Genomic DNA, 19,751 nt, shown 5'->3' on the forward strand with positions numbered 1-19,751 from the left:
CTGAAAACTGAAAAACTATAGAATGTGGACTATGGAATTCTAAACTCTTCCCTGAAACTTAATTTCCGTACCTTTGCCCCATGTCAGAAAATACCGCTTCCTCCCACGCCAGATTTTTAAAGAATCTTTCTATCGATGCATTCAATGAAATGCAATTGGACTTTATAGAAAGTGCTGCCAAAACAGACAATATCATGCTCTTGGCACCAACTGGTTCGGGAAAGACCTTGGCTTACCTGATCCCTTTGGTAGATTCTCTTCAGGAAGACCTAAAGGAAGTACAGGCGCTGATCATCGTCCCGTCACGGGAGTTGGCGATTCAGATCGAGCAGGTTTTTAAAGGGATGAAAACTCCTTTCAAAGTAAGTACTGTCTATGGAGGTCATGCCATGAAGGTCGAGCAAAACAGCCTCAGCGAAGCTCCCGCTGTGGTGATAGGCACTCCGGGAAGACTTTCTGACCATGTGCAAAAAGAATCTTTCGACACTCAGGGAATCAAAATGATCATCTTGGATGAATTTGACAAGTCGCTACAAATGGGTTTCCACGAACAGTTGCGTGTGATATTCCGAGGACTGAAAACACAGACCCAACGGCATTTACTGACTTCCGCCACGGTGTTGGACAGGTTGCCTGAATTTCTGCCTTTCAGTAATCCAACTACTGTCAATTACCTACAGGATGAGGAAGATTCCAAACTTGAACTCAAGCTTGTCCATACTTCGAGCAAGGAAAAGGTGCAGGTATTGATGCGCTTGGTAGCAGGATTCCAGAATGAACCCTGCCTTGTTTTTTGCAACCACCGAGATGCTGTGGACAGAATTAGCATGCTGCTGACAGGAAATGGATTTGAACACGGTGTCCTGCATGGAGGTTTGGAGCAACTTGATAGGGAAAAGAATCTCATCAAGTTTAGAAGTGGCGTATATAACCTACTGATAGCCACTGACCTGGCTTCAAGGGGACTGGATATTCCGGAGATCATGCATGTGGTACACTATCAGATGCCTCCACGAAAAGATGCATTCACACATCGAAATGGAAGAACTGCAAGAATGCATGCAGAAGGAAACGGCTACCTGATTTTGGCCAATGATGAGGTTTTGCCTGATTATATAGACAAATCCGTCGAGGAAACTTCTGTGACTGAGATTCTGGCAGCAGTGCAGCCGTCATCCTTTGAATGCCTGTATTTCAGTGCCGGCAAAAAAGACAAAATCTCCAAAGGCGACATTGTGGGCTTGCTGACGCAAAAGGGAGGCCTGACAACTTCAGATATCGGATTGATTACAGTTTTGGATTTTTCGTCTTATGTGGCTGTCAAAAGATCCAAAGTCGCAAAAACCCTTGATAAAATCAGGAATGAGAAACTGAAAAAGAGCAAGGTGAAGATTGAGGTGGCGAGATAAAGTGCCGGCACCCTGAGGAACGAAGGATCTCACTATAATCGGTTGTAATTTTTATAGTTGTTGTAATGGTTGTCTGGAATTTTGGTTATTTGGTTAAAGGGTTAATTAGTTAACTGATTTGGGTTTAATTGGTTAATTGATTATTTGGTTAACTGAATATCCTTAATCTAGTTTATCTCATCCCGAAACGTGCGAGATTATAACCTTAAAACGGAACGATAGAATAGCAATGAGGTATTCCTAATTATCTCCAATTTCACATATACCCACTCAATTCTTTTGCGACTTCCAAACCACAGTCTTTCCCAACCCAGGAACCTTCCAATTTTTTAAACCTCCTGTTCCTCTTACCTTTTACTTCTCACTGTCTAGCTACTTCGTACTTGGTACATTGTACTTAGTACTTTCAGGTACTTAATCCTTTCTCCCCTATTGTTTACTATTTATATACTTTTTTAATTAACATAAACCTAACTATTCCTAAACACTAGACCTTTTCTATCTGTCAATATTATCTCAATAATGTTGATTTTTGATTGATTAAAGGCGTTTTTTTATAATTTAACATAAAATTAATTCACTTTAAGTTAACTTTTTCTTAACTGACAAAAATTCTCAAAAGTTTAGCTTTGGTAAAACTTTTAAACTTAAAGCTATTAAACATTTCTACCAAAAAAACATGAAAACGGCAAGATTACAGCAAGTCGGATGGATGTTGATCCTTTTTTTCGGATTGACGCTATCAGCCATCGCCCAAGAAAAAAGGGTCGAGGGAAAAGTAACTGACCCGGCAGGGCAACCGCTTCCAGGAACCAGTGTATTGGTCAAAGGAACCAACAGGGGCACAGTTGCCGACCTGGATGGTTTGTACAACATCATGGCAAGTCCAAACGATACTTTGACTTTCTCCTTTATTGGTTTTGAGAAAATAGACAGAATGGTCGGAAATTCCTCTATCATCAATATTACTTTGATGGAGGGTATTGAAATCGGCGAAGTGGTCGTAACCGCACTCGGAATGGAAAGGGATGCCAAGGCTTTGGGCTATGCAGTTCAGACTGTGGGTGGCGACAGGTTTACCGAAGCTAGAGAGACCAATGTCTTGAATTCCCTGAGCGGACGTGTTGCCGGGGTGCAAATCACCAATGGATCAAGTACTTTGGGAGGCTCCACACGGGTGACCATCCGGGGAGAATCATCTTTGAACATCAATGCCAACCAACCGCTATTCGTGGTGGACGGTATTCCTATCAGTAACAATATCGTAGGTTCATCGGGACGGGGCGGCCTAGAAGTTGATTATGGCAATTCTGCCGGCGAGATCAATCCCGATGACATTGCTTCCATGACAGTTTTGAAAGGTCCTGCGGCAGCAGCACTTTACGGTTCAAGAGCTGCCAACGGCGCAATTCTAATTACTACCAAATCCGGAAAAGGCAAAAAAGGATTTGGAGTAACCATCAATTCCAATACAACATTTGATAGTCCGCTCGTCATGCCGCAGTGGCAGGACAAATATGGACAAGGCAACAATGGTCAATTTTCTTTTGTCAATGGTGCCGGTGCCGGTATTGCAGACGGGGTCGATGAAAGCTGGGGTCCTGAAATGGACCAAGGTTTGAATATTCCCCAATTTGATTCTCCTAGAAACATTCCTGGATTCAGGGGAGGTGACTTGAATGCACCTTCCGGAAGTACCATCAATGCAACGCCGTGGGTTTCCGATAGGGATAACATCAACAACTTTTTCCAAACCGGTGTCACTTTGGCAAACAACGTGTCTATTGCAGGTGACAATGAAAAAGCCAATGTGCGCTTCTCATGGACCAACCTGGACCAAAAAGGAATCGTGCCCAACACAGATTTGAAGAGAAATACCTTGGCGCTGAATTCAGGTATCAACATTATTCCTGAAAAATTGACCTTAAATACCACGGTCAATTACCAAAATACCACTTCAGGAAACAGACCAAACATCAGCTACGGTACCGAAAGCTTGATGTACCTCTGGATCTGGTATGGCCGTCAGGTGAATACCAATAACCTGAGGGATTATTGGATGCCGGGCTTGGAAGATGTTCAGCAGTTCAATTACAATTATAACTACCACGACAACCCCTACTTCACTGTCTATGAAAACACCAACGGGCAGCAAAAAGGCAGGGTATTCGGTAATGTGTCTTTGAATTACAAGATCACCGACAAACTCAATCTGATGGTCAGGACGGGTCTTGACACTTACAATGAATTGAGAGATAGAAAAAGGGCATTTTCCACACAAAGATTCCCAAGAGGACATTACAGGGAAGACAATATTTTCTTCAGCGAAAGAAACTCAGATTTCTTGCTTTCCTATTCAGAAACCGGCAGAGGAACTTGGACTTACAATGTCGCACTCGGTGGTAACCTGATGTCACAGGAAAACAGGTTCCAACAAGTTGTTGCGCCTGAATTGTTGATTCCGGGAATCTACAATTTGACCAATACCGCTGTTGCACTTCAGATTGACCAATTCAATTCCAAGAAGAAGATCAATTCACTTTATGGATTTGGGCAGATCGGTTTCAAAAACATTTTGTTTTTGGACATCACAGGCCGAAATGACTGGTCATCCACTTTGCCAGTCAACAACAATTCCTACTTCTACCCTTCGGCAACATTGAGTGCTATCCTTTCGGATATGATCCAAATGCCAAGAAGCGTCAGTTTGGTGAAATTGAGGGCTGCCTATGCAGAAGTTGGAAATGACACAAGCCCCTTTAGCTTGACCAATGTGTTCAATAACCAGATCGCTTGGGGTTCTAATCAGGCAAAAACAGAGTCTTCGGTTCTTTCCAATGCCGATCTCCGACCTGAAAGAACAGCTTCTACCGAATTTGGTCTTGACCTCAGGTTCTTTGAAGGAAGACTCGGATTGGATGTCACCTATTATGACAATGTTACCCGTGACCAAATCATCCCGATCACTTTGGATATTGCCACAGGATACAACAGCAGGATCATCAACGCCGGAAAAATCCAGAACCGCGGTATTGAAATCGTCGCCTTGGCCAACCCGATCAAAAGACAAAGCGGCTTCCGTTGGGACGTCATTGCCAACTTTACCAGCAACAGAGGAAGGGTATTGGAACTGACTGAAGGTTTGGACACCTATACCTTGACTGCTACCAATGGCGCATTTATCCAAGCAAGAATCGGAGAAAGAATGGGGAATATCTATGGAGCTGGATTTAGAAGAGTAGCCGATGAAAACAGCCCTTACTTTGGACAGATCATCCACAATGCCACCGGTACACCGCTTACCGATTCACAGCTGAAACTAAGAGGAAACTACAATCCTGATTGGATGCTTGGAATCCAAAACAACTTTACTTACAAAAACTTCAACCTAGGGTTCCTATTTGACATCCGGTATGGAGGCATAGTGGTATCGAGGACCAAAACGATCGGAAGTACTTCAGGCCAATTGGAAGAAACACTTTTTGGAAGGGAAAACGGATATGACCTGACTGTAGAAGGTAATGGTATCATCAGCCCCGGTGTCATCCAAAATGCTGACGGTTCTTTTACTCCAAATACCATCAAGATCACTTCCCGAAACTGGCACAACCGCTATTATGAGCGAAACAATGTGGAGGCCGCCCAATATGATGCCTCCTATATCAAGCTGAGAGAAGTAACACTTGGATACAATTTCCCAAGGGAATTTATCAGCAGGACTCCTTTCCAGGATATCAAAGTCTCTTTTGTAGCACGGAACCTGGCGCTGTGGACCGAAAACCCACACTTTGATCCGGAAACATTGGCAATGTCCGGCGGAACTTTACAGCCGGGTGTCGAAAATATGGCTTTCCCATCTACCAGAAGTCTTGGGTTTAATATCAACCTTAAGTTTTAACCAGAAAAATTTCTGAACATACATTGTTATGAAAACCAATATCAAAAAACTATTCACTGCCCTCCTAGCCCTTCAATTGGGTTGGTTCGCAGCCTGTACAAGTGATTTTGAGGAAATCAACACCAATCCCAACTCACCGGAAACTGTTCCTTCCTCCCTGTTGCTACCGACCATACTGAGAACAACAGCCAACCAACATGCAGGTCAGGCTTGGGGCATCGGCAATGTGGTCATGCAATACACCGCCAAAATCCAGTTTACCAATGAAGACCGCTACAATTGGGGTCCTTTTGGTGATCCTTATGGCAGCTTCTTCAATGCCCAAAGGGACATTGCCAACATCATCAAAATCTCTGAGCCCCTTGGCCAAAACAACTATGTGGGCATAGCCAAAGTGGTCCGTGCTGTCCAATATGCATTCATGACAGACGCTTATGGAGAATTGCCTTATTCGGAGGCTATTCAGGCAAAAGACGGTATCAACTATCCGGTTTTTGATTCTCAGGAAGCGATCTACGAAGGTATCTTGAAAGATTTGAGAGAAGCAAATGAGCTTTTGGGTTCAAGTACGGAAGCTGTGCGTGGTGATATTCTTTTCGGAGGAAATATAACCACTTGGAAAAAATTTGCCAATTCCCTTCGGATCAGGGTTTTGATGAGGATTTCTTTGAGAAAAAATCCTTCAGCTGAACTTCAGCAAATTCTCGCCAATCCTGCACAATTCCCGATTTTTACCGGAAACGGTGACCATGCGGTATTGCAGCATTTGCCTGATGTGCCTAATCAGCACAACCTCTACACCACCCGATCAGGTTCTTTTGACGAATACAGGTTGAGCAAAAACATGGAGGTTACCCTAAAAGGATTGAATGATGCGAGGCTTTTCGCCTATGCCCAACCTACCAATGCTTCTGCTGCCGGCGTATTAGGGAATCCTGCTGATTACAGCGGGGTGCCAAACGGTCTTTCTGATGAAGAAGCTTTGCAATATTCGCCATCAGGTGACCCGGCCAAAGGTGGTTCAAATTTTATCTCAAGAGTAGGTTTCCTTTGGACTTGCGCAGCTTGTACTCCACGTGCAAACCCAATAGGCTACCAATCCATACTCATGAATTATTCTGAATTACAGTTTTTGCTAGCAGAAGCTAGAGAAAGAGGTTATATCACCTCGGGTTCAGCAGAAGAATTTTACCTCAATGGCATCAATGCTTCCTTTGATTATTATGAAGCCAGATACAGGGTTGTCAATCTCCCCCAAATTGCGGATAGACTCAACATCGGAAATGAGTATTTTTCTCAGCCAGGTGTTTCCTATACAGGAACACAAGCCGAGAAACTTGCAAAAATCGGAACACAAAAATGGATCGCGCTTTATTTCTCCGGTTTAGAAAATTGGTATGATTGGAGAAGGACAGGCATCCCTACGATTGTTCCGGGTCCGGCTGCATTTGAACCAACTGTCCCAAGAAGGTTTATGTATCCTTCTTCTGTTCAGGCATTGAATGAGGAAAATTACAATGCAGCATTAAGCAGACAAGGTGAGGACCGAATAACCACACGGGTTTGGTGGGATTTAGCAAGATAATTATATTGAACAATGAAAAATTCCTGCCTGTACCGGCCACCCCGGTACGGGCAGGATGTTTTAAAGAATACCATGAAAAACAACAGAAGAGAATTTCTTAAACAGGCAGCAATTTTTTCAGGAAGTATGGCACTTTGGGGAGGAATCCCCCAAGCCATCCAAAAAGCAATGGCCATCAGCCCCGAGGCAGGTACGACATTCCTTGATGCGGAGCATATCGTGTTTTTGATGCAGGAAAACAGGTCTTTTGACCATGCATTGGGTTCTCTTCAGGGAGTCCGAGGCTTCAACGACCCAAGGGCCATCAAGCTTTCCAATGACTTGCCCGTTTGGCTACAGCCTGACAAAGACGGAAAAATCTACAAACCATTTCACCTAGATATCCTAAATACAAAATCTACTTGGATGGGTGGAGTCCCCCACTCTTGGGAAGATCAGGTTGATGCACGGAATGAAGGGAAATATGATGGATGGGTAGAATCCAAAAGACCGGGAAACAAAGAATTCAGCCATATCCCCCTAAGCATGGGCTATTATAAAAGAGAAGATATCCCTTTTTATTATGCATTGGCTGATGCATTTACGGTCTGCGACCAGCATTTTTGCTCGGCATTGACCGGCACCACGACCAACAGGATGTATTTTTGGACAGGAAAAAGCAGGAATCCCAAAGACGGGTTTTCGGTTGTTCGTAACTCCGAAGCCACCTATTCCAAAGAAGTGGATTGGAAAACTTATCCTGAAAGATTGGAAGAAAACCGGGTTTCATGGAGGGTTTACCAAAATGAAATCAGCCTTTCTTCGGGATTGGAAGACGAAGACGAATCACTTTTAGCAAACTTCACAGACAATAACCTGGAGTGGTTCAAGCAATACCACGTGCGCTTTGCCAAAAGCCACTACCCATTTTTACAGAAAGCAGAAAAAGAACTCCAAGAATCCATCAACCAACTTGAGCGTACTATGAAATCCAATCCGGTCGATGGAATGGAAATAGCATTGGAAGAAAACAAAACCAAATTGGCGTATGTCCAAGCAACCTTGGTCAAGTATCATCCGGACAACTTTGACAAGCTTTCCGAATCAGAGAAAAACCTCCACAATAAAGCATTTACGATCAATGCTGAGGATCCTGATTTTCGCCAGACAGAATGGATGGAATATGAAAAAGATGGGGAAACTTTCAAAACAAGAATCCCTAAGGGCGACATCCTCCACGAATTCCGCAAAGATGTCAAAGAAGGAAAACTCCCGACAGTATCTTGGCTGGTTGCTCCGCAAAAATTCTCTGACCATCCATCAGCCCCTTGGTATGGCGCATGGTATGTCTCCGAGGCAATGAACATCCTGACCGAAAACCCTGAAGTCTGGAAGAAGACCATTTTTATACTGAACTACGACGAGAACGATGGTTATTTTGACCATATCCCTCCTTTTGTCGCCCCGCATCCTACAGATCCAAATTCCGGAAAAGTAACTGAAGGCATTCAGACCAAAGATGAATTTGTAACCTTGGAAGAGGAACTTTCCAAACCCGGAATGAAGCCTGAAAATGCCCGCCAAAGTCCGATTGGTTTGGGTTATAGAGTTCCGCTGATCATCGCCTCCCCTTGGACGCGCGGCGGTTGGGTCAACTCAGAAGTCTGTGACCTGACTTCTCCCCTGATGTTTTTGGAGAAATTTCTCAAACACAAAACCGGAAAAGACATCACAGAAGAAAATATCAGCAGTTGGAGAAGGACCGTTTGCGGTGACCTCACTTCTGCTTTCAGACCTTATGATGGCGAGAAAATAGATTTTCCAAAACCAGTAGTACAGCAAGAATTTATGAAAATGATCCACCAAGCGAGTTTCAAAAACCTGCCTGACAACTTCGGTCCTTTGAAATCAGAAGAAATCCAAGCTGTCAAAAAAACCGGGAGAAAATCCAAAGTCCTGCCCAAGCAGGAAGCCGGCACAAGAAATTCCAATGCGCTTCCTTACGAATTATACCTTGATGGGGCAATGGATTATTTTCAGCAATCATTCAGGATAGTTTTTCAAAATTCTGATAAAGTATTTGGGAAAAAGACAGCAGGAGTACCATTCCAAGTTTATGCTCCTGCCAAATATTTGGAAAACGGCAAATGGTTGCCGATGAAAGTCTGGTCTTTTGCTTTAGAGCCGGGAACAGACCTGGATTACCAATGGCCATTGGTCAATTTTGAAAACGGACAATACCACCTGGATGCTTATGGCCCTAATGGATTTTACAGAAGCTTCAAAGGCATGAGAAACGAACCTTTGGTAGAAGTCAGTGCAACATACGACCTCAAAGATCCAAAAAACCCCAAGTTGATTCTCACTATCAATAACCACGACAAGGTCAAAAACCTGGACTTGGTCTTGGAAGATCAAGCCTATGGAAAAGCTCAGACGGAAATTTCAATAAACCCGAACGCTGAGAAAACTATCACCTTGGAGACCAATAAAAGCTTTGGTTGGTATGATTATGCTTTGATAATCAAAGGCAATGAGTTTTTCGAAAGAAGACTTGCAGGAAGAATAGAAACAGGATTGCCTTCTAAAACAGACCCGCAGATGGGAAACCTTACACTTGAAAGCAATTCCTTTAACGTATGAAAAAGATATATCTAACCGGACTTTTTTTCTTTGCCCTGGCTTTTAACATTTCCGCGCAAAACTTCAAAACGGAAAACCTGATCTTTATTACACTGGATGGTCTGAGATGGCAGGAGGTATTTTCCGGCGCAGACTCTCTTTTGGTAGTAGATACTAAATATGCACAGGATCCCGAAAAACTCACAGAAACCTTTTGGCACCTCGACCCGAAAGTCCGAAGGGAAACTTTGATGCCATTCTTTTGGAATGTCATCGCAAAAGAAGGTCAACTGCATGGCAACAGAAAACTTGGCAGCAAGGTGAATGACAAAAACAGGATGGTTTTTTCCAAACCCTGCTACAATGAGATTTTTGCCGGATATCCAGACGATGAGCGCATCAACAGCAACAGCAAGGAAAATAACCCAAATCCCAATTTCTTGGAGTTCCTACAAAAGCAGCAAGGTTTTGAAAACAGTATTGCAGCTTTTGCATCTTGGGATGTTTTTCCTGCTATCCTCAATAGAGACAGAAATGGATTGAAACTGAATGCGGGATTTGAAAAAGCCCAAGGTGAAGATTTGACTGAAATTGAGACATTCCTAAACCGTGCACAAGACGAGATACGTGGTCCTTGGGGCGGTGTGAGGTTAGACTTTTTCACCCAACATTATGCAATGGAGGAGTTGAAAACAAGAAAGCCAAAAGTCCTTTATATCGGATATGGCGAGACAGACGACTACAGCCACGACGACAGATACGACCAATACTTGCTCTCCGCAAGACAGACAGATGCGTACATCCGTGAGATCTGGGATTTTGTCCAAAATGATCCACAATACAAAGGTAAAACCACTATGGTCATCATGACTGACCATGGACGCGGGGTATATCCAAAAGTCAATTGGAAAAGCCATTCTGTCAATACCCCTAATTCGGACGAAATCTGGATTGCAGCCATTGGACCTGATACTCCGGCTTTGGGTGAAGTGAAAAAAGAAGGCCAAACCTATGCCATGCAAATAGCTAGGACGATGGTAGAATTATTGGGATTTCAATATCCTGTGGCAAAAGCAGGCAATGTCATTCCTGCAATTATGGGGAAATGAGACTTAAGGTTTTCATCGTCTTCCTTGTTTTGAGTGGATGCCAGCCAAAAGAGCAGGAAATAAAACCGACTTTTTCTTCCTCTCTCATGTCCTATTGGAAAGACAAGCCGATGGGTTCTATTTGGGATTTTGTACCAAAAGAAGAAATCCATGAATTGTCCTTTGGTTGGGAATACCACGGTTGGGATACTTTGAGTGGAAAGGAAGCTGTTTTTCCTGATTTGGAAATAGGTGCTGAAGTAAATCTACCTCACCGCATACCCACTCCCAATTCCAATATCTGGTATTCGGGGGAATTTGAACTTGAAAATGGGATTTTGGCCGTGAAGGCGGATGATGGTCAGCAGGTTTGGGTAGAAGGAAATCCTATCTTTCCCGACCAAGACCACGTCTACCAAATCCCAAAAACCAAAGGAAAGATTACCATCAGGGCAATCAACAATGCCGTGGCTGGCGGTCTGACACAAGTTAATTGGATTCCTATTGGAGTTTGGAAAAAAGCCAAAATGGATTTTGCGGAGGAAATGCAGCGAAAATTATTTGAAGCGAAATCCCAACTTAAAGAGGTTGATTTTGCTTCCGATAAGTTCCAAGAATTCCCTATTTGGTATTCAGATCCGGTCATTTTACCATTTGACAAAGACGATTATCTGATCCGATGGACTGGGGAAAAAGGACACGAATCATGGCTGTATTTTGGTCCTGACTCCACAGACATGCATTTTTCTACTTTAGCAACAGAAACAGAGGGTACCTATTCTGCTTTTTTACCCAAAAAGAAAGCCCAGTTTTTCAGGTTTGAATTGTCCAAAACCCAATCTCCGGTTTTCGCGGCTCCTACAAAGGAATCAAAATCCCAAATAAACTTTGCCCTTTGGGCTGACAGTCAAGGCGGATGGGCAGAATTTGAAAGTATTCTTCAGCAGGTAAGAGGAAAAAATCCTGATTTTACCATAGGAATCGGGGATTTGGTGGGAAATGGAAGACTGGAAAGTGAATACCAAAAATTGCTTCAATACCTCTCCCCTATTGCAGTTCCCCATTATTTGCTGCTGGGAAACCATGATTATGATGGTTCATATCAAACATGGATTCCGGAAGCTTTCCGAAAGGTGCTCAAAGCCGAAAGCCAAAAAAACTACTTTTCATGGCAAGATGGACCCTGCGCTTTTATTGCCTTGGACCCAAACGAAAACTTTCCCGTCGGGATTCCAGCCAATACGGAGCAATACGAATGGTTTCATCAAGAAATCAAATCTAAAAAATGGAATGATGCTGCCTGGAAAATCATATTGGTTCATCAGCCCCCATTCAGTCAAGGTTGGATGGGGTATCATGGGGAGAAAAGTATTGAGAATCTATTAAGGCCTGGGTGGGAATCAGGTAATGTTGATTTGGTGGTTTCAGGCCATACCCATGATTACGAAAGGTTGATCTTGGATCATCAAAATGGAAAGACGGCATTTTTGATCATTGGGGGCGCGGGCGGTGGCTTGGAACCTGAAGACAAAAAAGAAGAATATCCGATAATGGACAAGCTCATTCGTGAGCATCATTTTGGTTGGATTGAGGCTACAAACAAAAGACTTGAATTCAATGCCATCAACCAATCAGGAAAAGTGATCGACTCTTTTTCGTTAGAGAAATAAGTCAATCGATTACTTTCAGAGCCATTTCCTTTAAATATCCCAAATCCGGTACAGGGATTTCTTCCTCTTTGGCCAATTCATCCCAAGTTCTCATTTTGAGAGAAAGCTCAAACAAAGGGTCTTCTTCAAAAGCCTCTGCTTCTTCCGATGACATGACGCCACCTTGGTAACCCAAAGTCATCAGGCTTGCCTCAGACAGCTTTTGAAGGTATTCGGGGAATTTGAAAGTCAGGTAGCGCTTTGCCTGTACATGGTTTTCGACAAGCTTGGCTATTTTCTCAGGGAAACCGACTTCTCTCAAAAAATCCGCTCCGATCTGTTCGTGCCGCTTGACACCAAAACCTCCCATATTTTCAAGCTGTCGGTCCATGGCAAACAAATGTCCCAAATCATGGAAAAAAGCTGCTAAAATCACTTCGTTGTCATAACCTTCTTTTTGGGCAAGTTGGGCGGATTGGCACATATGTTCAATCTGGGAAACGGGTTCACCTATATAATCTGCATGCCCAAATTTATCATACAAGTCAAAAACCATATTGACTCTTTCTTCCTTGGAAAGGGAATTCTTCATTTTGTTGAATGTTTATAAATACTAAATTAATCTATCTATTTTGATTCAAGACGAAAGTTAAATTAAGAAAAGGTTAAATAAGAAAATATCGAATCTAGGAGCAATCATAGCATGGAATCATTAAATAAGACTAAATAAATAATCATAATTTAAATGTTAACACAATAGTAACTGCATATTTTTTGACAAATAAAGGCACAAGGTTTATTTTTGCTAAACTTATGTTTGTTTGCAACCATTAAAAATAAGGAAGGTTAACTTTCTTTTTCACCCTTTAAATTTCAAGTCCAACAATATTCCTCATGAAAAAAGCCATCAAACTCGCAGTTTTTGACATTGCCGGAACCACGATCAAGGACAATAGCAATGTTGCCGGATCTTTCCAGCATGCTTTTCTGAATCATGGATTTGAAAATGTCACTCTTGCGGAAGCTAATGAAAAAATGGGCTATCCAAAACCTTTGGCGATTCAAGCAATTCTTTCCAATCATATAAGCGATAAAGCAAGTATCACTGCGGACCTCATCGATGCCATACACGAGGATTTTGTCCAAAACATGATCGATTATTACCGTCATGCTCCCGGCATAGTGCCTATGGATGATGCGGAAGAGACATTCAATTCACTTCGGAGAAAAGGAATCAAAATCGGCCTTGACACTGGTTTCAGCAGGGATATTACAGATGTGATTTTGAAAAGGGTTGGCTGGCTAAATTCTCCTATGATTGACATCTCGGTGTGCAGCGATGAAGTGGCAAGAGGCAGACCGTATCCCGACATGATCCAAGTGATGATGGATAGATTCGGGATTACTGACCCCAAAGAAGTCATCAAAATCGGCGATACCGAAGTTGATGTCCATGAAGGACACAACGCAGGTTGCCTGATGAGCATTGCCGTTACCACAGGTGCTTTTTCTGAAGAAGAACTTTTGAAGCATCACCCTTCCCACATCGTGAATTCATTGACAGAAATCCTGGACTTGGTCGATCAATAATCATATTCACATAAACACTCCAAGGGTTCCGAACCCTTTGAGTGTTTCCTAGAAAACCACTAAGACTTCTTTTTTCTCCCATGCTGCAGCTACCTTTTGTCTCCAAAAAACTTGCCCAAAGCAGCAACTTCAGTATGAGTTTGTTTGCGGCAGTGATGGCTTTTTTGACCTACAGCAGCATGTATGCCTTTAGAAAGCCTTTTGCGGCGGCGACTTTTGAGGGGGAGTTATTTATGGGAATGGACCTGAAAGTCTGGTTGATATTGGCGCAGACTTTCGGCTACATGGCGAGTAAATTCTATGGCATCAAGATGATATCAGAACTCAAACCCGAAAGACGGGCGGTTTTGATTTTAACTTTGATCGGCGTTTCATGGATGGGATTGTTGGGTTTTGCGGTACTACCTGCACCATTCAATATCCTTTGTTTTTTGGTCAATGGATTTCCTTTGGGATTGATTTGGGGACTGGTTTTCCATTACCTGGAAGGGAGAAAATTCACTGAAATGATGGGCAGTGTCTTAGCTGTCAGTTTTGTATTCTCCTCCGGTTTGGTCAAAACAATCGGCAAGTACCTCATGGACGAATGGCATGTTTCCGAACTTTGGATGCCATTTTGGACGGGTGGAATTTTCATGCCTTTGCTTGTGATTTCGGTTATTTTACTCAATCAGACTCCTCCACCCAATCATGAAGACGTGGCCCTGCGCTCTGTCCGCACGCCCATGTCCAAAAAAGAAAGAGTTGATTTCTTCAATGCGTTCAAGCCGGGAATTATCATTCTTGTCTTGGTCTATGTCGTGCTTACGGCCCTCCGTGATATACGCGATAATTTTGCAGTGGAAATCTGGGAAACAATGGGAATCAATGTCAATCCTGAGCTACTTACCCAAACAGAAATCCCAATTACCCTAGTTCTTTTGGTCATGATGGCCCTTTTGGTTTTGGTCAAAAACAACCAAAAGGCGCTGTTCATGTATCATTGGATCATCATGGCCGGACTTGTTTTGGCCGTTGGTGCTACTATTCTGCTTCAGATGGAAGTTATTCCACCCTTTCTTTGGGTTGTCTTGACTGGCACAGGGATTTATATGGGCTACATTCCGTTCAACTGTCTTTTGTTTGACAGATTGATCGCTTCTTTCAAATCTGCCGGAAATGTGGGATTCCTGATGTACCTAGCGGACAGTTTCGGCTATTTGGGTTCGGTGGGGATTGTCACCATCAAACAGTTTGGCATCTTACAGAACATGAGCTGGCACCTTTTCTATACCCAAGGCATCTTGGTTATGTTGAGTATCGGGACAGGAATGATGCTTTTTACATTATGGTATTTTAAAAGAAAAACAAAAACCTTCGAGTCGGAAATCGTTGAAAACATTTCTTTGGCTTCAAAAATATAAACCATGCAACCATCAGCAATCGTCATTGGCTCAGGAATCGTCGGATTGGCAGTCACAAGAGCACTTTCAAACAAAGGTTGGAAAGTCACCGTCATCGAAAGAAATCCCAAACCGGTTGGTGCATCCATCCGGAATTTTGGAATGGTATGGCCTGTGGGACAGGCTCAAGGTGCAACCTTTGACAGGGCGATGCGGTCAAGATCGATTTGGCTTGAGATGAGCAAAAAAGCGAAATTCTGGGCGGAAGAAACCGGGTCATTACACCTTGCATATACCGACTTGGAAAATCAGGTGGTCGAAGAATATGTGGCTGCGATGCAGGGCATCAAATCAGCCTTTCATTTAAATCCCGCACAGACCGCAGAGAAAAGTCAGGCGGCAATCGTAAATGGGCTCAAAGGTGCACTTTGGACAGAAGAGGAAGTGATAGTAGATCCCCGGGAGGCCATCTGGCAAACAGCTGCTTACCTTGAATCTTTAGAAAATGTGGCCTTTGAATGGAATAAGGCAATCATTGAAATCAACGGAAACAAAGTCAGTTCAGGAAACCAAACCTGGGAAGCAGATCAGGTTTTTGTATGTAGCGGCGCAGATTTTGAAACTTTGTATCCCGAAATTTTTGATGCCACTCCTATCACCAAATGTAAACTTCAAATGATGCGCCTTGCCAAGCAACCGGAGAATTGGCGTATAGGACCGCCGCTTTGTGCAGGCCTGAGCTTTATCCATTACAAAGGATTTCATGTTGCACCTTCATTGGCCAAGCTCAAGAAGGTTTATGAGGAACAATATCCGGATTTATTGGATTTGGGTATCCATGTGATGGTTTCCCAAAATGGAAATGGCCAACTGACCATCGGTGACAGCCACGAGTATGGCAGGCATTTGGATCCGTTTGACAGGGAAGATATCAACAAAAAAATCACTGATTTTTTGAAGACTTTTTCAGCCTTCAAGGACTGGACTTTGGAATCTTCCTGGCATGGGATTTATCCCAAAATGACCAATGGAGCAACTGAATTTATCCATAAGGTCAATCCTCAAGTCTGGATAGTCAATGGCATGGGCGGGGCAGGGATGACTTTGTCATTCGGACTCGGTGAAGAAGTGGTGGAGAAAATCAGCTAAGGACTAGGGTATATTTAGATATCCTGCTATTTTTCATCATGGAAAACGAAATCTTGGTTCAGATCAGCCAAAAGATCAAAAGCATCAGAAAAGACAAAAATCTTACTATTCAGGAAATCGCCGAAAGGGCAGGCGTCACAAAGGGCTTGATCTCCCAAATCGAAAATTCCAGGACGCTACCCTCCTTACTTGTCCTGATGCAGATTATCCGGGCACTTGAAGTTGACCTTAACTTCTTTTTCAATGACCTCAGTCTGGACGGCAGGGAAGCTCCTGTTTTGGTTCTCAGAAAAGAAGAGTATAGCAAATTCGAAAAAGAACCTGCCTCAGGCTATCAGTATGAGCGGATATTTACAAGAAAAATCAAATCCGGAGCAGTCGATTTTGTTTTGTTGGAAATCATTCCTGGTTCGGTCAGGAATTTTGTGACCACCGATGCGTTTGAATTCAAATATATCCTTCAGGGCACCGTCAAATACATTTTCCGGGATCAGACCGTCGAACTTTTTGAAGGAGATTCCATGCTTTTTGACGGACGATTGGAGCACAATCCCGTCAATGAAGGAAAGGAAATAGTAAGGATGCTCGTTGTTTATTTCTTTGAAAATATGGAATAAGCTCCTGATTTTAATTTTTTATTTGGAAAGAATCAATCAAGCCACCCTCCAGATTGTAAGTTCTAAGTTCCAAAAAATCTCCAACGACCTGAACGGTACAATAATGATGGCCTCGGAAGTTCTTGGCAGTAAACCAAGCACGCGTTGGGGCATTGTCCTCCAAGTTGCCTCCCGCTCCTCCTGCCTGCACATAGACTGTCCCTTTTTCAGAATCGACTTTATCCCCTTTCAAAGGATGCGACCGCATATAAGTATGCAGATGTCCGAAGAAAACCATATCAACTTCATTGGCTTCAACTAGTGAAATCAAGTCTTTCAGTTGTGGATCACCCTGATTTCCGGGTTCCTTCCAGGTATTGCCATAATCATCCTCATCTGCAGAATAGGGTGCATGGTGCAGCACTACAAATTTCCACTTTGATTCACTTTTCGCCAATTCATTTTCTAGCCAAACATATTGTTCTCCTCCTTTCTGAAGGTCTTTTCGGGTATTGCTGTTGAGCATAAAAAAGGAAGCGTCTCCGTAATCGAAACGGTAAAAGCCCTTTTGCCCGGTATGCGGATGGTATTGTTTGTACCAATGAAGGTCTCCGTCCCCATTTCCTGGCACAGTCGCAATGGGAATCCTCGCAGTTAATGCCCCTGTTCCCTGAAAATATTCCATTGTCCACTCAAACTTGGAATCTTTCCATCCTCCATCTGTCAAATCTCCCAAATGAATCAAAAAATCAGGTCTTTCTTCCCAAAGCCGCTGTGCAACTTTGTTGTTGACCTGCGGTCTGCTTTCCGTATCGCTGATGATTCCAAAAAGAAAAGGATTGCCTTTTGGCTTCGCGGTTTGGAAAGAAAGAACCGGAGTAGATAATTTTTCTCCGATTTCAGATTCCAAGTCCAGCTTGTAAAAATAAGTCGTCCCGGGTTTCAGATTTTCTAAAATAATGGTTCTGATGAAGTCGTTTCCTGAGTCAAAATTCTTAGACATTTCCAATGGAAGTTTTTCACCATAGGTCAAAATGGCCTTGGAGGCCTGATCTGTTTCCCAAACCAATTGGGCAGCATTCTCACTGAAATCATTGAGGTACGGTCCTGCCTTAAAATGGAACTTGTCAGGATATAGCTTTCCTGCACTAATTTGATTCTCCACTTTCGAAAAAATACCGGCTATTTGCGGCTCCGAAAGCACATGGCTGAATAAGGCCACTTTCTTAAGGATATCATGGGCTTCCATATAAGGCTCCTTATCCAAAAAGGATTTTAAGACCAAAGTACTTCCCTCCAAAATTTCATCCATTTCCTTTTGCCAAACCATTTCGCCTTGTTCAAAAAGTGTGATGTTTTTCCCATCAAAGTTTAGTAAATAATGGTTCCAGTATTTTTTCCAGGGTTTGGAATTGAATCCTGATTCCTCCCAAATCCCTTTTTCCATCATGCCTGTAGTTACTTTTTTATCAAATACCGAAATAGCCAACCTTAAGTCCTCCTCTTGCCAAAATTCCCAAGAAATCCCAACCGGATTATTGACATGGTTGAGTAACAAAAACTCCAAAGCAAATGGTTTAGAAAAATCGACAGTATGGCTTTCAAACAGCTGAAAAATGGACGAAACAGAATGATTTAGGCTGTTTGGTGAGTCAGAATAACCAGCACCAAACTTTTGAAAATCTTTCAAAAAAACGGTTTCATCAGAGGACTTTGTGGCCGCATTTCTTGGAAGGTCATACTGATTCCAAAACCAGAATTCTTTGGGAGGTTTTGGGATGGAATCAGAGGATTGAAGTGAAGATTTTGGAAAGAGCAGTGAAAAAAGGATAAGAAAAGTCAGCATTGGAACCGGAATTTTTGTTTACCAATACTAAACAGAAGAAAAATGAAAGAGATGAAGAGGGTGTTAAGAAACTGATAAATAATCATCAATAGAAAAAGCCATAACTGAAAGTTTTCCGACTTTCAATTATGGCTATCAATAAATGTTTTACTTGTTTATTATCTGGAAAAAGTAAACGAAACCATTACCCTGTCAGTAAGTTTTTGTTCTTCTGGGCTGAATGTCGGTTCCTGATAGGATTCAGACATGTCCATGGACATCATCGCTTTTGCATTTCTCATGACCGTCATAATGACGTTTCCTGAAGAATAAGAAACCCTATGAACTTGGAGTTTGGACAATCCCAAGGACTTGGCGATCACTTCAGCTTTTGTTTTGGCATCTGCTATCGCCAATTCAAGCAACTTGGAAGAAGATGATTTTCTCAGCGCATCAGATACGTTGAATTGCATGTTGTAGGTCATGTCTGTGGTCTGATGGAGCGCTTCGGTGATTTTGATCAGATTTTGATCGGCAACTTTCACTTTTACTTTGATGGTCTGTGATGCTACGTACCCGCTGTCTTTAGAGGAATTATTACGGTAAATTCGGTTTATATTCACATAATAATTGTCAACAGTAAAGGTATATCCATCGACCCTAGTCTTTTTCAGCGCATCCTCGATGGATTTTGTTTTCTTGTTCAAGGCATTTGTCGCATCAGCCACTTTCAATGCTTTCTCTGATAAGGTGAGGTAAATCAATGCTTCGTCAGGCATGATTCCCAATTCACTTGTACCTTCAACTTCAATCAAAGGGATATTATTTTCTTGAGCGAAAGCAGATCCCAACAGGAATAAAAACGGCAATGCAAATAGTAGCTTTTTCATAATATTGGTTTTTAAGTCTTGTACGGATGATTCAAAACTTAGGCCAGTTTTTTTCAGTAATCAGTAATCAGAAAAAACGGTTGGCAGTG

The 19,751-nt window shown here is 42.6% G+C and carries 13 protein-coding genes; 10 read left to right on the forward strand and 3 right to left on the reverse strand.

The annotated features are described in order from the left end of the window. Positions 1 to 80: 80 nt before the first annotated feature. The 6 genes from MMU05_RS16120 (at position 81) to MMU05_RS16145 (ending at position 12,251) form a co-directional block, all read left to right on the forward strand. On the forward strand, positions 81 to 1,409 hold the full coding sequence (locus MMU05_RS16120) for a DEAD/DEAH box helicase (RefSeq protein WP_241142710.1): 1,329 nt from the start codon (positions 81 to 83) through the stop codon (positions 1,407 to 1,409). Positions 1,410 to 2,088: 679 nt separating this feature from the next. Next, a complete protein-coding gene (locus MMU05_RS16125) occupies positions 2,089 to 5,307 on the forward strand; it encodes a SusC/RagA family TonB-linked outer membrane protein (protein WP_241142711.1) in 3,219 nt (1,072 codons plus the stop codon). A gap of 28 nt (positions 5,308 to 5,335) precedes the next feature. Continuing rightward, positions 5,336 to 6,892, forward strand: a complete 1,557-nt coding sequence (locus MMU05_RS16130; RefSeq protein WP_241142712.1) for a SusD/RagB family nutrient-binding outer membrane lipoprotein — start codon at positions 5,336 to 5,338, stop codon at positions 6,890 to 6,892. 72 nt (positions 6,893 to 6,964) lie between these two features. Then, entirely contained in the window at positions 6,965 to 9,514 is a 2,550-nt protein-coding gene (locus tag MMU05_RS16135; RefSeq protein WP_241142713.1) for a phosphocholine-specific phospholipase C, read from the forward strand. Then, on the forward strand, positions 9,511 to 10,602 hold the full coding sequence (locus tag MMU05_RS16140) for a phosphoglyceromutase (RefSeq protein WP_241142714.1): 1,092 nt from the start codon (positions 9,511 to 9,513) through the stop codon (positions 10,600 to 10,602). The genes MMU05_RS16135 and MMU05_RS16140 overlap by 4 nt, the downstream gene beginning before the upstream one ends. Further along, positions 10,599 to 12,251: a metallophosphoesterase family protein gene (locus tag MMU05_RS16145; RefSeq protein ID WP_241142715.1), complete on the forward strand. Its 1,653-nt coding sequence runs from the start codon at positions 10,599 to 10,601 to the stop codon at positions 12,249 to 12,251. The genes MMU05_RS16140 and MMU05_RS16145 overlap by 4 nt, the downstream gene beginning before the upstream one ends. Before the next feature lies 1 nt (position 12,252). Here MMU05_RS16145 and MMU05_RS16150 read toward each other — a convergent pair whose 3' ends face one another. Then, positions 12,253 to 12,822: an HD domain-containing protein gene (locus MMU05_RS16150; protein WP_241142716.1), complete on the reverse strand. Its 570-nt coding sequence runs from the start codon at positions 12,820 to 12,822 to the stop codon at positions 12,253 to 12,255. A 302-nt stretch (positions 12,823 to 13,124) separates the two neighbouring features. Here MMU05_RS16150 and MMU05_RS16155 point away from each other — a divergent pair, with 302 nt between their 5' ends. The 4 genes from MMU05_RS16155 (at position 13,125) to MMU05_RS16170 (ending at position 16,968) form a co-directional block, all read left to right on the forward strand. Then, entirely contained in the window at positions 13,125 to 13,820 is a 696-nt protein-coding gene (locus tag MMU05_RS16155) for an HAD-IA family hydrolase (protein WP_241142717.1), read from the forward strand. 80 nt (positions 13,821 to 13,900) lie between these two features. Then, positions 13,901 to 15,223, forward strand: a complete 1,323-nt coding sequence (locus MMU05_RS16160) for a DUF5690 family protein (RefSeq protein WP_241142718.1) — start codon at positions 13,901 to 13,903, stop codon at positions 15,221 to 15,223. A 3-nt stretch (positions 15,224 to 15,226) separates the two neighbouring features. Further along, positions 15,227 to 16,351 carry a TIGR03364 family FAD-dependent oxidoreductase gene (locus MMU05_RS16165; RefSeq protein WP_241142719.1) on the forward strand — a complete coding sequence of 375 codons (1,125 nt, stop codon included), beginning with the start codon at positions 15,227 to 15,229 and terminating at the stop codon, positions 16,349 to 16,351. A 38-nt stretch (positions 16,352 to 16,389) separates the two neighbouring features. Continuing rightward, positions 16,390 to 16,968, forward strand: coding sequence for a helix-turn-helix domain-containing protein (locus MMU05_RS16170; protein WP_241142720.1), 579 nt, complete (start codon positions 16,390 to 16,392; stop codon positions 16,966 to 16,968). Positions 16,969 to 16,978: 10 nt separating this feature from the next. On the opposite strand, the gene MMU05_RS16175 is transcribed toward MMU05_RS16170, so the two are convergent. Next, positions 16,979 to 18,793 (reverse strand): metallophosphoesterase family protein, encoded by a 1,815-nt coding sequence (locus MMU05_RS16175; protein ID WP_241142721.1) that lies wholly within the window; start codon positions 18,791 to 18,793, stop codon positions 16,979 to 16,981. 158 nt (positions 18,794 to 18,951) lie between these two features. Further along, positions 18,952 to 19,662 carry an SIMPL domain-containing protein gene (locus MMU05_RS16180; protein WP_241142722.1) on the reverse strand — a complete coding sequence of 237 codons (711 nt, stop codon included), beginning with the start codon at positions 19,660 to 19,662 and terminating at the stop codon, positions 18,952 to 18,954. Positions 19,663 to 19,751: the final 89 nt, after the last annotated feature.

This window comes from Cognataquiflexum rubidum, assembly GCF_022538115.1.
GTDB lineage: Bacteria > Bacteroidota > Bacteroidia > Cytophagales > Cyclobacteriaceae > Cognataquiflexum > Cognataquiflexum rubidum.

Coding starts and splice junctions, on each gene's coding strand:
- MMU05_RS16135 (WP_241142713.1), top strand. CDS start 6,965: ATGAAAAACAACAGAAGAGAATTTCTTAAACAGGCAGCAATTTTTTCA.
- MMU05_RS16160 (WP_241142718.1), top strand. CDS start 13,901: ATGCTGCAGCTACCTTTTGTCTCCAAAAAACTTGCCCAAAGCAGCAAC.
- MMU05_RS16180 (WP_241142722.1), bottom strand. CDS start 19,662: ATGAAAAAGCTACTATTTGCATTGCCGTTTTTATTCCTGTTGGGATCT.
- MMU05_RS16150 (WP_241142716.1), bottom strand. CDS start 12,822: ATGAAGAATTCCCTTTCCAAGGAAGAAAGAGTCAATATGGTTTTTGAC.
- MMU05_RS16125 (WP_241142711.1), top strand. CDS start 2,089: ATGAAAACGGCAAGATTACAGCAAGTCGGATGGATGTTGATCCTTTTT.
- MMU05_RS16155 (WP_241142717.1), top strand. CDS start 13,125: ATGAAAAAAGCCATCAAACTCGCAGTTTTTGACATTGCCGGAACCACG.
- MMU05_RS16120 (WP_241142710.1), top strand. CDS start 81: ATGTCAGAAAATACCGCTTCCTCCCACGCCAGATTTTTAAAGAATCTT.
- MMU05_RS16165 (WP_241142719.1), top strand. CDS start 15,227: ATGCAACCATCAGCAATCGTCATTGGCTCAGGAATCGTCGGATTGGCA.
- MMU05_RS16140 (WP_241142714.1), top strand. CDS start 9,511: ATGAAAAAGATATATCTAACCGGACTTTTTTTCTTTGCCCTGGCTTTT.
- MMU05_RS16130 (WP_241142712.1), top strand. CDS start 5,336: ATGAAAACCAATATCAAAAAACTATTCACTGCCCTCCTAGCCCTTCAA.
- MMU05_RS16170 (WP_241142720.1), top strand. CDS start 16,390: ATGGAAAACGAAATCTTGGTTCAGATCAGCCAAAAGATCAAAAGCATC.
- MMU05_RS16145 (WP_241142715.1), top strand. CDS start 10,599: ATGAGACTTAAGGTTTTCATCGTCTTCCTTGTTTTGAGTGGATGCCAG.
- MMU05_RS16175 (WP_241142721.1), bottom strand. CDS start 18,793: ATGCTGACTTTTCTTATCCTTTTTTCACTGCTCTTTCCAAAATCTTCA.